This is a genomic window from Scandinavium tedordense, from assembly GCF_024764965.1.
GTDB classification, from domain to species: Bacteria; Pseudomonadota; Gammaproteobacteria; order Enterobacterales; family Enterobacteriaceae; genus Scandinavium; species Scandinavium tedordense.
In genome coordinates, this window is sequence record NZ_JALIGG010000055.1 from 195,626 (window position 1) to 210,193 (window position 14,568).

13 protein-coding genes and 1 pseudogene are annotated in these 14,568 nt (G+C 55.6%); 5 read left to right on the plus strand and 9 right to left on the minus strand.

Going from position 1 to position 14,568, the window contains the following annotated elements; translation table 11 throughout:
• The first annotated feature begins 4 nt into the window (after positions 1–4).
• The gene (gene glyS, locus MUU46_RS11890; RefSeq protein WP_258965622.1) at positions 5–2,074 is read left to right on the plus strand and encodes a glycine--tRNA ligase subunit beta; all 2,070 of its coding nucleotides are present in this window, start codon (positions 5–7) and stop codon (positions 2,072–2,074) included.
• A gap of 140 nt (positions 2,075–2,214) precedes the next feature.
• Here glyS and MUU46_RS11895 read toward each other — a convergent pair.
• Positions 2,215–2,524, minus strand: a pseudogene (locus MUU46_RS11895) (hypothetical protein).
• Between the two features lie 317 nt (positions 2,525–2,841).
• Here MUU46_RS11895 and MUU46_RS11900 point away from each other — a divergent pair.
• The 3 genes from MUU46_RS11900 to MUU46_RS11910 all read left to right on the plus strand — a co-directional run bounded on the left by MUU46_RS11900 (position 2,842) and on the right by MUU46_RS11910 (position 5,211).
• Complete coding sequence (locus tag MUU46_RS11900) at positions 2,842–3,081, plus strand: type II toxin-antitoxin system CcdA family antitoxin (RefSeq protein WP_258965623.1); 240 nt, start codon at positions 2,842–2,844, stop codon at positions 3,079–3,081.
• A gap of 2 nt (positions 3,082–3,083) precedes the next feature.
• A complete protein-coding gene (locus MUU46_RS11905; RefSeq protein WP_159757247.1) occupies positions 3,084–3,392 on the plus strand; it encodes a CcdB family protein in 309 nt (102 codons plus the stop codon).
• A 196-nt stretch (positions 3,393–3,588) separates the two neighbouring features.
• A complete protein-coding gene (locus MUU46_RS11910; protein WP_258965624.1) occupies positions 3,589–5,211 on the plus strand; it encodes an ATP-binding cassette domain-containing protein in 1,623 nt (540 codons plus the stop codon).
• Between the two features lie 38 nt (positions 5,212–5,249).
• On the opposite strand, the gene MUU46_RS11915 is transcribed toward MUU46_RS11910, so the two are convergent.
• Together MUU46_RS11915 and MUU46_RS11920 are read right to left on the minus strand one after the other, a co-directional pair.
• Positions 5,250–5,540, minus strand: coding sequence for an HTH-type transcriptional regulator (locus tag MUU46_RS11915; protein ID WP_159757253.1), 291 nt, complete (start codon positions 5,538–5,540; stop codon positions 5,250–5,252).
• 375 nt (positions 5,541–5,915) lie between these two features.
• Entirely contained in the window at positions 5,916–7,283 is a 1,368-nt protein-coding gene (locus MUU46_RS11920; RefSeq protein ID WP_258965625.1) for an MFS transporter, read from the minus strand.
• 388 nt (positions 7,284–7,671) lie between these two features.
• Between MUU46_RS11920 and MUU46_RS11925 the strand changes: the two genes are divergently transcribed.
• Positions 7,672–8,382 carry a DUF3053 domain-containing protein gene (locus tag MUU46_RS11925; RefSeq protein WP_159757259.1) on the plus strand — a complete coding sequence of 237 codons (711 nt, stop codon included), beginning with the start codon at positions 7,672–7,674 and terminating at the stop codon, positions 8,380–8,382.
• A gap of 40 nt (positions 8,383–8,422) precedes the next feature.
• Here MUU46_RS11925 and ghrB read toward each other — a convergent pair whose 3' ends face one another.
• From ghrB to MUU46_RS11955, 6 genes are all read right to left on the minus strand, one after another.
• Positions 8,423–9,394, minus strand: coding sequence for a glyoxylate/hydroxypyruvate reductase GhrB (gene ghrB, locus MUU46_RS11930; protein WP_258965626.1), 972 nt, complete (start codon positions 9,392–9,394; stop codon positions 8,423–8,425).
• A 21-nt stretch (positions 9,395–9,415) separates the two neighbouring features.
• A complete protein-coding gene (locus MUU46_RS11935; RefSeq protein ID WP_258965627.1) occupies positions 9,416–10,696 on the minus strand; it encodes an MFS transporter in 1,281 nt (426 codons plus the stop codon).
• A 108-nt stretch (positions 10,697–10,804) separates the two neighbouring features.
• Positions 10,805–11,749: a sugar kinase gene (locus MUU46_RS11940; RefSeq protein ID WP_159757268.1), complete on the minus strand. Its 945-nt coding sequence runs from the start codon at positions 11,747–11,749 to the stop codon at positions 10,805–10,807.
• A 2-nt stretch (positions 11,750–11,751) separates the two neighbouring features.
• Positions 11,752–12,498, minus strand: coding sequence for a sugar phosphate isomerase/epimerase family protein (locus MUU46_RS11945; protein WP_258965628.1), 747 nt, complete (start codon positions 12,496–12,498; stop codon positions 11,752–11,754).
• A gap of 109 nt (positions 12,499–12,607) precedes the next feature.
• On the minus strand, positions 12,608–13,624 hold the full coding sequence (locus MUU46_RS11950; protein WP_258965629.1) for a LacI family DNA-binding transcriptional regulator: 1,017 nt from the start codon (positions 13,622–13,624) through the stop codon (positions 12,608–12,610).
• A 134-nt stretch (positions 13,625–13,758) separates the two neighbouring features.
• A complete protein-coding gene (locus MUU46_RS11955; protein WP_159757274.1) occupies positions 13,759–14,421 on the minus strand; it encodes an OmpA family lipoprotein in 663 nt (220 codons plus the stop codon).
• Positions 14,422–14,568 lie beyond the last annotated feature (147 nt).

The window sequence follows — 14,568 nt, forward strand, 5'->3', positions numbered from 1 at the left end:
GGCCATGTCTGAAAAAACTTTCCTGGTGGAAATCGGCACCGAAGAGCTGCCACCAAAAGCCTTGCGCAGCCTGGCGGAATCTTTTGCTGCGAACGTTACTGCGGAACTCGATAACGCAGGTCTGGCTCACGGCAACGTTGAGTGGTTTGCGGCTCCGCGTCGTCTGGCGCTGAAAGTTGCCGCGCTGGCAGAATCTCAGCCCGATCGCGAAGTCGAAAAACGAGGTCCTGCCGTGTCTGCTGCCTTCGATGCAGAAGGCAAACCGAGCAAAGCGGCTGAAGGCTGGGCGCGTGGCTGTGGAATCACCGTTGACCAGGCCGAGCGCATGGTCACTGATAAAGGTGAATGGCTGCTGTACCGTGCGCATGTGAAAGGCGAAAGCGCCGAAGCGCTGCTGCCGAACATGATTGTCACGTCCCTGGGTAAACTGCCTATTCCGAAACTGATGCGCTGGGGCGCGTCCGACGTGCAGTTCGTGCGTCCGGTTCACACCGTGACCCTGTTGCTCGGCGATAAAGTCGTCCCCGCGAAAATTCTGGGCATCGATTCCGATCGCGTTATTCGCGGTCACCGCTTTATGGGCGAGTCGGAATTCACCATCGATAACGCCGATCAGTACCCGCAGATCCTGCTGGAACGCGGCAAAGTCATGGCGGATTACGAATCACGTAAGGCCAAAATCAAAGCCGATGCAGAAGATGCTGCGCGTAAAATCGGTGGTAACGCCGATCTGAGCGAAAGCCTGCTGGAAGAAGTCACTTCGCTGGTCGAATGGCCGGTGGTGCTGACGGCGAAATTCGAAGAGAAATTCCTCGCTGTTCCGTCTGAAGCGCTGGTGTACACCATGAAGGGTGACCAGAAGTATTTCCCGGTATACGGCAACGACGGCAAACTGCTACCGAACTTTATTTTCGTCACCAACATCGAATCGAAAGATCCGGTGCAGATTATTTCCGGTAACGAGAAAGTGGTTCGCCCGCGTCTGGCGGATGCGGAGTTCTTCTTCAACTCCGACCGTAAAAAGCGTCTGGAAGATCATTTGCCGCGTTTGCAGACCGTGCTGTTCCAGCAACAGCTGGGCACACTGCGTGATAAAACTGACCGCATTCAGGCCCTGGCGGGCTGGATTGCTGGCCAGATTGGCGCTGACGTTAACCACGCGGCCCGCGCGGGCCTGCTGTCCAAGTGCGACCTGATGACCAACATGGTGTTCGAGTTTACCGACACCCAGGGCATCATGGGCATGCACTATGCGCGTCACGATGGTGAAGCCGAAGACGTAGCCGTTGCGCTGAACGAACAGTATCAGCCACGTTTTGCGGGCGATGATCTGCCGTCCAACCCGGTCGCGTGCGCGGTGGCGATTGCCGATAAGATGGATACCCTCGCGGGCATCTTCGGTATCGGCCAGCACCCGAAAGGCGACAAAGATCCGTTCGCACTGCGTCGTGCGGCGCTGGGCGTGCTGCGTATCATCGTTGAGAAGAACCTCAATCTTGACCTGCAAACCCTGACCGAAGAAGCGGTGCGCCTGTACGGTGACAAGCTGACCAACGCCAAGGTTGTCGATGAAGTTATCGACTTCATGCTCGGCCGTTTCCGCGCGTGGTATCAGGACGAAGGTTACACCGTCGACACCATTCAAGCGGTGCTGGCGCGTCGTCCGACCCGTCCGGCTGATTTCGATGCCCGCATGAAAGCCGTGTCGCACTTCCGTTCTCTGGACGAAGCCGCTGCGCTGGCTGCTGCCAACAAGCGTGTTTCCAACATTCTGGCGAAGTCTGATGAAACGCTGAACGACGTCGTTCACGCCTCGGTGCTGAAAGATGCGGCGGAAATCAAGCTGGCGACGCACCTGGTCGTTCTGCGCGATAAACTGCAACCGTTCTTCGATGAAGGCCGTTACCAGGATGCGCTGATTGAACTGGCCTCACTGCGCGAGCCGGTGGACGAGTTCTTCGAGAGCGTAATGGTTAATGCCGACGAGAAAGACGTGCGTATCAACCGTCTGACGCTGCTCAGCAAGCTGCGCGAACTGTTCCTGCAGGTAGCGGATATTTCCCTGCTGCAGTAATCGGTTATACGTCTCAAGCAACCCGCCGAAAGGCGGGTTTTTTTGCTGATAAAGTTCTAAAGCGCCCGGCGGCGCTACGCTTGCCAGGCCTACGTTCCGTCCAGTGCCTTGATGTTGTCGGCCCTATACGCGTCTGCTCATTAGTACGCTCCCTCCAGAAAGACGATCCCGTCCTCCGTTTTCAGCCAACGCGGCGCTTTCAGCGTTCCGGCGAAATAGAACACCAGTTGATACAGTAAATCACGGATTGTCCGTTCGGTTTTTGTCGCCAGCGAACCGCTCAGCAATAGCTGGGTTAAAGCCTGACAGTAATCGCCTGGCTGGTCGGCCGCACAGCGCCATTTTCTGCGCCGGATCGTCGCATTCCACTATCACTTCCACGAAACGTTCGCAGTTGTCTGCCAGTTCGGTGAAATCGGTTGTAGATGTAAACGGCACGGTAAATAGCATGTCACCAGTGAAGTCGTTCAGGGTTCCAATCCCGACACCTGATGTGCAGGTGCGAAGCGACAATACTGCTGACCGAAATCGGCGACAACGTTTTTCCACTATGTTGTTGTGGATATTATCATTTCCTGAAGCGTGTTCGCAAAACTCACCTTTAAACTATCGTCTGTGTTGTTATTGCGTGACGGCAAACTTTGGGTTTGCTATTACCAGAACCGGATGTGAGGCCAACGCACTCTGGCAGAGACTGAATTGCCATCTGTGTGAATTTTGCGCATACTAATGACATGTGCATTTTACACGTGTAATTGAGGTCTTTTATGCCAGGAATGAGTGTTCGACATAAAAAAACAGTCAGCGTGACCCTGGATCCAGCATTACTTCAGCAGGCCCGCGAGGCCGGTATCAACCTGTCGGCAGTCCTGACTGCGGCACTGCAACATGAGATAAGTGCTTCTGGGGCTGAACGTTGGAAACAAGAAAACAGAGCTGGCCTGCAGGAACTCAATCGTATAACCGATGAACAGGGCTTGCTGTCGGATGATTACAGGACGTTTTAATCATGCAATATGTCGTCTACCGTAATAATGGAAATAATCTGGTATACCCTTTTTTGCTGGATGTTCAGAGCGACATCATCGAGGAACTCACTACCCGGGTCGTTATCCCCTTGTATCCGCTGAGCCGACTCACGACGAAACCGGTCAGACGCCTGACACCGATCCTGAACATTGAAGGTAATGATTATCTGGTGATGACCCACGAAATGGCCAGTATCCGTCTGACCCAGATAGGTGACGAGGTGATGAATGCGAGACCCTACCGGCAGACCATCAAAAATGCGCTGGATTTCATCTTTGACGGCTTCTGAGCATTGATCAAAACAGAATTTACTGGCCAGTATTTAACCTTGAAACCCTTCCCTCATTGCGGGTATGCTGTGTCCCGACTTTTCTCTTCTCTCTGGAGCGCATCCCGAAAATGAACAATCACGACTGATGAATTCGACCCTGGCATAACGCAAACGCGTTGGCGGGGATGGTTTTTGATTTCATTCAGGAGTGCTTATGGCTCATTTTTGTGCGCAATCCCCTGCGTTTATTTTGCATCAGGTCACCTGTCAGTTTGCGACGGGCGATATTCTTTTTGGTCCTGTTGATCTCTCGCTTGAGCGTTCGCTTTGCGGCTTAGTTGGGCGTAACGGCAGCGGGAAAACGCGCCTGTTGCAGCTGCTTGCAGGCGTCGAAATACCTGCCCACGGACATATCGAACACTTTTCCACGGTGGCATATGTCGCTCAGCAACCGCTGCTTTCCGCGCACAGTACGCTGGCGGATTTACTCGGGCTGACGGCGATATTTTCCTCCCTGGGCCGCGTGAACGACGGCGAGATGCAGCCGGAAGACAGCGATGTGCTCGACGGTCACTGGGATATTGCGGAGCGCCTGAGTGCGGCGTTTGCCGCGTTGTCGCTTCCCGAGTTTGACGCGTATCGTCCGGCTTCATCTCTGAGCGGTGGCGAACGCGTGAAAGCGTTACTGTGCGCCGCATTCCTTTCCGGGGCCGATTATCTGTTGCTCGACGAGCCGACTAACCATCTGGATAGCGCCGGGCGGGCATGGTTATACCAGCAGCTTGCACAGTGGCGCGGCGGGGCGCTGATTGCCAGTCACGATCGCGAATTACTGGCGCAGGTGCCGCATATTCTCGAATTATCTGCCGGGAATTTGCGCCATTACGGCGGTAATTTTGAGGTGTATCAGCAGCAGCGAAAGGTCGAACAGCAGGCGGCACGTTCGGCGCTCGACCATGCGGCGACCGAGCGACGTCGTACCCGCGCCAGGTTGCAAAAGGAGCACGATAACAGCCAGCGGCGCTCTGCACAGACCCTTCGCACCGTGGATTCACTGAACATTGCCTCGTTTGAGCGAGTCGCCTACAAAGGTGCGGCCAAAGCCCGGCCAGGCACGCTGCGCCGTCAGCATCATGAACAAAACGAGGCGTTGAACGCGGCGGTTAATCAAGCGCGTGAACGCGTGGAAGATGAAATGCCGGTGATGATGACGCTGCCGGGCAACCACGTTGCAGCGGGTAAACAGGTGCTGGACGTTCACGATCTGATCCTGGCACATTCCTCGCTCGCGCCACTGAACTGGCGCATGGATGGTCCGATGCGCGTGGCGCTGCGTGGGCCAAACGGCTGTGGTAAAACCACGTTGCTGAAAACGCTTCTCGGGCTGGAGTCGCCGGTGAGTGGCAGCTGTAATTTGTCGGTGAATGCGGCCTGGCTCGATCAGCATCTGAGTCAGTTCAGTCTGTCGCTGTCGGTGATGGAGCATCTGAGTCTGGCGGATACCCCTCTGGAAGAAGGTGTGCTGCGCAGCCGCCTGGCCCAGCTACAGTTGACCGCCGAAAAGGTGGGTCTGCCGTTGTCATCATTAAGTGGCGGAGAACGCCTGAAAGCGGCGTTGGCCAGCGTATTATGGCGGCGAGAAGCGACACAACTTTTATTGTTGGACGAGCCCACCAATCACCTCGATTTGGCGTCGACACAGGCTATTGAAATGGCGTTGTCCGGTTTTCCGGGGGCGATGTTAGTCGTTTCACATGATGAGGCGTTTCTGCGGGGGCTGAAGCTGACTCACAGTCTGGAATGGCAGGATATGGGCTGGGTATTCACGGCGCTGTGATCAAAAACCCCCGCATTCGCGGGGGTAAAATAACAACGTTATTCCATAAGCTGTCTGCTTAATCGGGGATCAGCCTGGATCAGGCGCATCAACTTCAGCTCGGCAGGGGACGGTTTTTCTCGTCTCGATTCCCACTCATGTACCATCGCTACGCTGACGCCCATCGCGCGGGCAAAATCATCGATCTTCAAACCGGAGCCTTTACGCAGTTGCTCAAATTCGGTAAAGGCTGTGGGCTTTTGGGTCAGGGTCATTCTCTGTGAATCATCTTTGAAAACAATTTGTTCAAGACTACTAAGCAGTTCGTACATAGGATCTTTATTTGTCATTGAGAACTCCTCTTTACCCGTCATACTTCCAGCCGCAGGTGCGTTGACTATTTCTGCTCACCCCAGTCACTTACTGGAGTAAGCGCCTGGGAATTCTCAGATTTGCCGCCATCCTGCAACTCGAACTATTTAGGGTATACATCTCACAGTGGGCACGTGAACAACAAGAGCTCATTAAGGATAGTCAGTAAAAAGGGTGAAGGGTGGTAACGGGAGTGACTATTCGTGCGATGTTTTTTGCCTGACCCGATTCAGCCTTTCGTATTATTCGACTAATTATTTGATAAAGAGACGGGAAAGTTATTCAGCACAATTTTTGTAAATCGTAAGTAAACATGTGGCAAAAGACGGGCGTTGCCACCCGCCGTTTGCCCGTCAGGCCTTTTGTGTCGCCTTGCTAACCGGAGTGACAGTGTTTTCAGCCGAGCGATCGGTTTTGGTCATGGCGTATTTCACCATCAGCGCAGTGGCGGACAGCAGCGCGGGGATCGCCAGCAGCATGAAAATGGTTTCAAACGACAGCTGCGCCTGCATCAGGAATACCCCGCTGAAAGCCCCGAGAATACCGCCGAAACGTCCAATGCCTAACATCCATGCCACGCCCGTGGCCCGGCCCTGAGTCGGATAGAACCCAGCCGCCAGCGCGGGCATCGAAGACTGCGCCCCGTTCATGATGCTGCCTGCGACGAATACCATCACCCCCATCAGCGCCAGGCTGCTGGTGGAGAATCCGACCAGACAGACGAATATGCCGGTCAGCAACCAACCCACCGCGACCACTTTGTTGGGGTTAAATTTGTCCATCAGCGCCCCGAGTATCAGTACGCCAATTCCGCCACCGAGTGGGAACAGGGCTGTGATGATCGATGCCTGGCGCATGGTGGCACCGGTTTCGCGGATAAGCAGCGGTAGCCAACTGGTCAGTAAATAGAAAATCAGCAAACCCATGAAGTAGGTCAGGCACAGCATTACCGTACCGAGCGCGTAGCGTGGTGAGAAAATCACACCCAGCGCTGATTTATCCTGCACTCCGCCCGCTTCGTGCAGCACAAAGTGCGTGTCGGTGGCGATCGGAGCAATGCGACGCAGAATGGTTGCCACCTTCTGTTGAGATTTGTTTTTCGCCACCAGATAACGCACCGATTCCGGCAGCAGAAAAATAAGCACAACCGCCAGCACCAGCGGCATCACGCCGCCGAGGATCAGCACGCTTTGCCAGCCATACTGCGGAATTAACCACGCGGAGATAAACCCGCCGAGCGAGGAACCGATGGGGAAACCGACGAACATCAGATTCACCAGCAAAGAGCGGCGGCGTTCCGGGGCATATTCGCTCATCAGCGTGGCGGCGTTTGGCATGGCGGCACCGAGGCCAAGCCCGGTGAGGAAGCGCAGCAGCGTTAGCTGGTTGAGGCTGGTCGCCGCGGCGGTCAACAAGCTGAAGCCGCCAAAGATCAGAATGGAGAGGATCAGCACTTTTTTACGACCAATGCGGTCGGCCATTGGACCTGCGGTCAGCGCTCCGACAGCCAGCCCAACCAGCGCAGCGCTCATTACTGGGCCTAAAGCAGATTTCTGCACGCCCCATTCCTGCACGAGGTCAGAGGCGATAAAGCCGATAATAGCGGTGTCAAAACCGTCCATCGCCACGGTAATGAAGCACAGCACGAGGATCATCCACTGGTATTTCGTGAAGGGATTCTCGTTGATAAAGGCCTGGATATCGGTTGTTGTCTTTGTCATATCGCGATTCCTGGAAGGTAAGTTGTGCGATTATCGAACGTAAATCCGTTATTCGTTCATCAATCAAACCATCAGGATGCTTTTTCGACAACGTGCTGGCCGGGGGAAGCGTGCGATTATCGTACGCGGGGCTGACATCAGCGCCAAAAAAAAGAAGAAATACCTATTGATTCATTATGTTATAGACATAAGTGCGTGAGCTGACAAAATCATTAATTGTGATATGGGCAACAAATAATTAACATCCTTCGTGAGTGAGGAAAGCGTGCGACTTTTCCTAACGTGAATGAAGGAAAGGGTATCCTGCAAGGCTTGCGTCGACTATCCTTGTCAGCGTCAGGCACGTGTGTGCCAGTTTGCGCTTTTTTTTGGCTGAAGGAGTATGAAAATGGCGACAGGAAAGTCCTGCTCTCGCTGGTTTGCGTCTGTTGCGGCGTTATTGATGGTAGTTAGCCTGAGTGGGTGTTTCGATAAAGAAGGCGATCAGCGTAAAGCGTTCATCGACTTCCTGCAAAATTCCGTGATGCGTAGTGGCGAACGTTTGCCAACGCTGACCACCGATCAGAAAAAACAATTTGGTCCGTTCGTTTCCGATTACGCAGTGATTTACGGTTATTCTCAGCAGGTGAGCCAGGCGATGGACGCCGGTTTACGTCCGGTTGTAGACAGCGTGAATGCGATTCGTGTGCCACAGGATTACATGACTCAGCGCGAACCGCTTCGTCAGGCTAATGGCGCGCTGGGTGTGTTGAGCCAGCAGCTGGAAAACGCCAAAATGCAGGCGGACGGTGCGCATTCGGCACTGAAACAGGCTGACGATCTGAAGCCGGTCTACGACCAGGTTTACAATAAAGTCGTGACCCTGCCAGCGAACGCAATGCAGCCGCTGATCCCTGCCGCACAGATCTTCACCCAGCAGCTGGTGCAGATTGGTGATTTCGTGGCACAGCAAAATACCCAGGTAAGCTTCGTGGCCAACGGAATTCAGTTCCCGACGTCTCAGCAGGCGAGCCAGTACAATACGCTGATTGGCCCTCTGGCCGCTCAGCACCAGGCGTTTAATCAGGCCTGGAGCGCGGCGGTTAACGCCACGCGTTAAGCATGAAAACCGGGTGGCGTCCTGTCACCCGGTCTCTTTCTCATTTCACCTGCGGGTTCACGCAGTTCTTCTCAATCTTTCCGTTTAACGCATCAATCAGATTATCGACCGCCGTGGCCGCCATGTTGTAGCGCGTCTCATGGGTGGCAGAACCGATATGCGGCAGCGCCACGACATTGGGCAGCTTGAGCAATTCTGACGAAACCGGCAGCGGTTCCTGCTCGAACACATCCAGGCCCGCCGCATGAATTTCGCCTGCTTTTAACGCGGCGATTAATGCGTTTTCATCTACCACCTGGCCTCGTCCGGCGTTAATGAAAATGGCCGATGACTTCATTTTGGCAAACTCGGCGGCACCGAAAAGATGACGGGTTTCGTCGGTCAGCGGCAGGATCGAACAGACAAAATCCGCTTCCTGAAGCAGGGTGTCGAGGTCGCAATGGCGCGCGTTAAAGCGCTCATCCGCCTCTTTATGCTGACGTCGCGCGTTGTACAAAACCGACATGCCGAAACCGAAATGCGCGCGCTGCGCCAGCGCCAGGCCAATGCGGCCCATCCCGACAATACCTATGGTTTTGTGGTGCACGTCGGTGCCAAACCAGTCCGGGCCAATGCCTTTGGTCCATTCACCTGCTTTCACACGTTCGGCCACTTCGACCACCCGGCGCGCGCTGCTCAGGATCAACGCCATCAGCGTATCGGCCACGGTTTCGGTCAGCGCGGTCGGGGTGTGCATCAGCAATACGCGGCGGGCATTCAGCGCATCGACATCGAAATTGTCGTAGCCGACGGAAATGGTGGAAGTGGCACGCAGGGCGGGCATGTTATCCAGCAGTGCCGCGTCCACTTTTTCGCTTGAGCCAAGCAGGCCCACGGCATTTTTGAACGTGTCGGCGTGATCCTGAACGGTATCCGCGTCCAGGTTCGGCACTTTGGTGACCGAAAAATGGGTCTCAAGGCGGCGTTGCAAATCGTCAGGTAATGATTTGTAGAGAATGACGGACGGTTTCATTCCTTTCTCCAGATAAAGGGTTTAAGCGTGGCGTGCGCCGACGGGAAGCTTCTGATTATTAGCAGGCTTAACAATTAAAGTCAGCCACACTGAGACGAAAAGTGCCACCCCCATAAATATGTAGGAGGCAGACGGCGTGCCGGTTGCCCCGTTGAGGTAGCCAACAAACCAGGAGCCGAAGAACGAGCCGAGCGCACCCATGCTGTTGATCAGCGCCATTGCGCCACCGGCTACATTACGTGGCAACATCTCTGGCACAATGGCGAAGAACGGCCCGTACGGGGCGTACATCGCGGCGCCTGCAATCACCAGCAGACTGTAGGATATCCAGAAATGATCGGCCCCGACGGCCCAGGAACCAATAAACGCCAGGCCGCCAATCAGCAGTAATGGCCAGACGAACAGCTTACGGTTTTGCATCTTATCGGAGGCCCAGGATGCGAGGATCATGGCGATGGTAGCGGCCAGATACGGCACCGCCGACAGCCAGCCCACTTCCACCATTCCTAAGTTTTCACCGCCGCTGCGGATAATGGATGGCAGCCACAGCACGAAACCATACACCCCGATGCTCCAGGCGAAATATTGCAGGCACAGCAGAATGACGTTCCGCGAGCGGAAGGCTTCGCCATAGTTACGCACGGCTTTGATACCCTGCTGCTCCTGATTGAGCTGTGCCTGCAACGCAGATTTTTCTGCTTCAGACAGCCAGCCTACCTGTGTGGGTTTGTCTTTCACCAGCACCCACCAACAGAAAGCCCAGATGACCGCCGGGATGCCTTCAAAGATAAACATCTCGCGCCAGCCGAAGGACTGAATCAGATAGCCTGACACCACCGACATCCACAGCACTGTCACCGGGTTGCCGAGGATCAGGAAGGTGTTGGCGCGTGAGCGTTCAGATTTAGTAAACCAGTTGCTGATGTAAATCAGCATCGCTGGCATCACCGCGGCTTCGACCACACCCAGAATAAAGCGGATCGCCGCCAGCATTGGGATATTACTAACCATCCCGGTCAGCGAGGCACAGCCGCCCCACAGGATCAGGCACACAAAAATCAGTTTGCGCACACTGCGGCGTTCGGCGTACATCGCCCCGGGGATCTGGAAGAAGAAATAGCCGAGGAAAAACAGCGCGCCGAGCAGCGAGGACACGCCTTTGGTGATGCCGAGGTCGTCGTTGATCCCCGCGGCGGAGGCGAATGAGAAGTTGGCGCGGTCGAGATACGCCAGGCTGTACGTGATAAATACGATGGGCATGATGTACAGCCAGCGCCTGGTGGCAGGATTTGAACGGTTCATAAGCGTGCCTCTGTTGCTGAGGAAATGGCTACCGCAGTATGTAGGGTACAGGGTAGCGTTCGTTGTTTGGGGGTTTCGGTTGCTGCCGTTCGGTATGTTGTAAAGGGATTACCCGGCCTCGCCGAGCGCTTCCCGGGTGGGTAATCCTTCGCTGTCGCCCTGGACCTGAATCGCCAGAGAACCAATTTTGTTACCGCGTGCGACCGCCTGCGGCAGGGTTTTGCCCTCCAGCAGGGCACTGATCATGCCGACGGCGAAGCCATCGCCTGCCCCCACGGTATCGACGACGTTTTCTACTTTTTCGGCGGTTACGGTGCCATGCTCGCCATCCGCGCTCTGGTACCACGCGCCGTCGGCCCCGGTTTTAATCACCACCGCTTTTACGCCACGGCTCAGGTAAAAATCAGCAATGCCTTCCGGCGTGCGCTGTCCGGTCAGAATGAATCCTTCTTTCAGCCCCGGTAATACCCAGTCGGCCTGGCAGGCGAGATGATTCAGTTTCTCGACCATTTCCGCTTCGCTTTTCCACAGCACCGGACGCAGGTTTGGGTCAAAAGAGAGTGTTTTCCCGGCGCGTTTCATGGCGTTCGCTGCGTGATCGAGTAGTTCGTAGGCGCTGCCAGATAACGCCGCCGCCACGCCGCTAAGGTGCAAATGACGGGCTGACAGAAAATGCGCGGAATCGAAATCGTCTTTGCTGAGATGGCTGGCGGCGGAACCTTTGCGGAAGTATTCCACAATGGGATCGGTTCCATTTTCGACTTTAGATTTCAGCTGAAAACCGGTGGGATAACGCCCGTCGACGGTGACACCTGCGCTATCAATGCCTTCCTGTTTGAGTGAGTCCAGCACGAACTCGCCGAAGCTGTCATCGCCCACCCGGCTGACCCAACTGACGCTAAGTCCGAGCCGCGCCAGACCGGTAGCGACATTCAGCTCTGCCCCAGCCACGCGTTTGATAAACGACTCAACCTGGCTGAGCGGCCCGGTTTTCTGGGCGACAAACATCGCCATGGCTTCACCGATAGTGATCACATCCCGTGTCTGATTCATGCTTATTCCTCGCGTAACCAGCGAACATAGCGACGGGTGACGGCCACCAAATCGTCGCCTTCAAGCGGAAATTCGATACCGCGCGGTACGTTGTCAGGCAAGGCATTGAGCAGGGCAGCCCAGCGCGGATTGTCGTCCGGGGTTATCGCCCGCCAGCCGTCATGGTGCGGTTCGGCAGCTTTGACGTGAACGTATCCCACGCTCGGTGCCAGCAATTGTGCGGCCTGTTCCGGAGAATCGCCCAGCCACAGCCAGTTGCCCATATCAAACGTCAGACGAATCGGTAACGCCTGTACGCGTACGGCGGCCTGGAAGCGTTGCATCGGAGCCAGCTTTCCGCAGTCGGTCTGGTCGTTTTCAATCACCAGCGCCACCGGGCTGTCGGCCAGAATGGCGCGCAGAGTTTCCAGCGTGGCAGGCTGAGTGAAATGCCCCAGAGAGAGTTTCAGCCAGGCGGCGTTCAGAACCTGGGCTTCCAGAAGCAATGAGCGGAGATTGGGATTCAGACTGCCGTCGGTTTCAAACAGCCCTTGCGGCGCGGAATAGCAGGCCATCAGGTTGTGCTGAGATATGTCAGCCGCCAGCTGTGGCAGGGCGTCGATCTCCTGCGGGGCAAACAGTTCTCGGCGGATTTCGACGCCGTCGGCACCAGCCGCTGCAATGATGGAGAGCACGCCGCGCTGCCCTCCGAGGGTCATCACGCAGTCACGGCCGTAGGCAGCCGTTACGACGATGATTTTTCTTGCCATCCGGGACTCCAGAGCGAAATAAGAATGGGTTTCTCTGTATTACGCTAGATGGAACCGGTTCCAAAGAAAAGGCAACGTTGTCTAATTTATGATCGTCATCACAGGGTAATTAGCGGCTGGTGGATCCTCGGACGATCAGTTCGCCGGAGAAAACCTGCTCGCGGATCGGGTCAGTGCTGCCTTCGATCCGGCGTACCACCTGCTCTACAGCGGCATAGCCGATTTTCCAGGTAGGCTGTTTGAGGGTGGTAATACCCACACCCGCCAGCTCTGCCCATTCAAGTTCGTCAAAACCGAGCAGGCCGATATCGCTGCCCCAGTGCAGGTCAAGGCGTTTGAGCGACCGTGCCACCTGCAACGTCAGTGCGCCGTTGGCGGAAATCACGGCTTTGCGCATTCCGCGATGCGTGGCGTGGAACTGACGCAGCGCGTTATCGATGAGTGCACCGTCGTTCAGTGGCACTTCGGCGTTTTCAGCGCTGATGCCCGGATAGCGAGCCAGCGTCGTGCGAAAGGCGGTCAGGCGTTCGCGTCGGGTGTTGACGCTCCCGAGCGGTTCGCTGAGAAAAAGCAGCGCTTCAAACCCCTGCTCGACGAGGTGTTCGGTGGCGGTAGTGGCGGCCTGGGTGTTATCCAGCCCGACGACGTCGCAGGCAAAATCCGGAATTTTTCGGTCAATCAGGACCATCGGCAGGGCCGACTGTTGCAGACGACTCAGGCCTTCTTCGTGCATTCCCACGGCATTAACCACGATTCCTTCGACCTGATAACTGCGCAGTAAATCGAGATAGTGTCGTTCCTGATCCACTTCGTTATTGGTGTTACAAACCAACGGCGTAAACCCCTGTTCGCGACAGGCGGCTTCGATCCCGCTTAATACATTGACGGAATAGGGATTGGTGATATCGGCGATGATAAGTCCGATAAGGCGAGTGCGGCCATGCTTCAGGCCCCGCGCCATCAGGCTTGGACGATAGTCGAGTTCGGCAATAGCATGTTCGATTCGCGCCAGAAGGGCGTCTGAAAGTAGATGCTTTTCACCGTTAAGATAACGCGAAACGCTGGTCTTACCCGTTTTTGCCGCTTTCGCCACGTCGCTGATGGTGGCTCGCGCCTTGTTCGCCATGAGGGCTTCCTTCACCTGAATGTGTGAACACCTTAGCGTGAAAATAAGCGATGGCAAGCCGTTAATGCTGGAGCTGGTGGGCGTTTTCGTCGAAAACGTTGGCCGGGGCGGCGAAACCCTCCCCGGCACAACGATTACTGCAGCGGGCTGAGGGTGATTTCTACGCGACGGTTCTGCGCTTTCCCTTCGGCGGTGCTGTTGCTGGCGACAGGATTCGCTGGCCCCATTCCGTTGGTGCGGACGCGGTTCGCGGTGACGCCCTGAGTGATAAGGGCGCTGGCCACTGAATCGGCGCGCTGCTGTGACAGGCGCATGTTCAGGTCCTGACCGCCGGTGCTGTCGGTATAACCAACCACGTTAACTGCGGTTTTTTCGTACTCTTTCAATACCATCGCCACGCCGGTGAGGGTGTTTGCCCCGGCCGGTTTGAGGTTGGCGCTGCTGCTGTCAAAGGTTACGTTGTTCGGCATGTTCAGCACGATGTTGTCACCATTACGGGTGACGCTGACGCCTGTACCCTGCATTTTTTGGCGCAGTTTAGCTTCCTGAACGTCCATGTAATAACCGACGCCACCACCAACGGCGGCACCTGCTGCGGCACCAATCAGCGCGCCTTTTCCACGGTCTTTCTTCGACGAAGAAAGCATGCCGATACCCGCCCCCGCCAGCGCGCCAATGCCTGCGCCGATACCGGACTTGCCGGCTTCACGTTCGCCGGTGTAAGGGTTGGTGGTACAGCCTGAAAGGGCCAGCGCGCCGCTTACCATAGCGGCAATCATGATTACGCGTTTTTTCATCTTATTTCCTTAATCCTTTTTATTCTTTGCCACGGCGTCCGCGGCGGTTGATTATGACGCGTGATTGCTGGGAAAATTCCAGGAGCAATCTTTAAATTTGTAAATAAATTGAACACTGATGAAAAAATCAGCGTCGCAACACCTGCA

What these genes read in the sequence shown, in the direction of transcription:
- MUU46_RS11920 (WP_258965625.1), bottom strand. Translation starts at nt 7,283, where the DNA reads ATGACAAAGACAACAACCGATATCCAGGCCTTTATCAACGAGAATCCC.
- MUU46_RS11935 (WP_258965627.1), bottom strand. Translation starts at nt 10,696, where the DNA reads ATGAACCGTTCAAATCCTGCCACCAGGCGCTGGCTGTACATCATGCCC.
- MUU46_RS11945 (WP_258965628.1), bottom strand. Translation starts at nt 12,498, where the DNA reads ATGGCAAGAAAAATCATCGTCGTAACGGCTGCCTACGGCCGTGACTGC.
- MUU46_RS11950 (WP_258965629.1), bottom strand. Translation starts at nt 13,624, where the DNA reads ATGGCGAACAAGGCGCGAGCCACCATCAGCGACGTGGCGAAAGCGGCA.
- MUU46_RS11905 (WP_159757247.1), top strand. Translation starts at nt 3,084, where the DNA reads ATGCAATATGTCGTCTACCGTAATAATGGAAATAATCTGGTATACCCT.
- MUU46_RS11940 (WP_159757268.1), bottom strand. Translation starts at nt 11,749, where the DNA reads ATGAATCAGACACGGGATGTGATCACTATCGGTGAAGCCATGGCGATG.
- MUU46_RS11900 (WP_258965623.1), top strand. Translation starts at nt 2,842, where the DNA reads ATGCCAGGAATGAGTGTTCGACATAAAAAAACAGTCAGCGTGACCCTG.
- ghrB (WP_258965626.1), bottom strand. Translation starts at nt 9,394, where the DNA reads ATGAAACCGTCCGTCATTCTCTACAAATCATTACCTGACGATTTGCAA.
- MUU46_RS11925 (WP_159757259.1), top strand. Translation starts at nt 7,672, where the DNA reads ATGGCGACAGGAAAGTCCTGCTCTCGCTGGTTTGCGTCTGTTGCGGCG.
- glyS (WP_258965622.1), top strand. Translation starts at nt 5, where the DNA reads ATGTCTGAAAAAACTTTCCTGGTGGAAATCGGCACCGAAGAGCTGCCA.
- MUU46_RS11955 (WP_159757274.1), bottom strand. Translation starts at nt 14,421, where the DNA reads ATGAAAAAACGCGTAATCATGATTGCCGCTATGGTAAGCGGCGCGCTG.
- MUU46_RS11915 (WP_159757253.1), bottom strand. Translation starts at nt 5,540, where the DNA reads ATGACAAATAAAGATCCTATGTACGAACTGCTTAGTAGTCTTGAACAA.
- MUU46_RS11910 (WP_258965624.1), top strand. Translation starts at nt 3,589, where the DNA reads ATGGCTCATTTTTGTGCGCAATCCCCTGCGTTTATTTTGCATCAGGTC.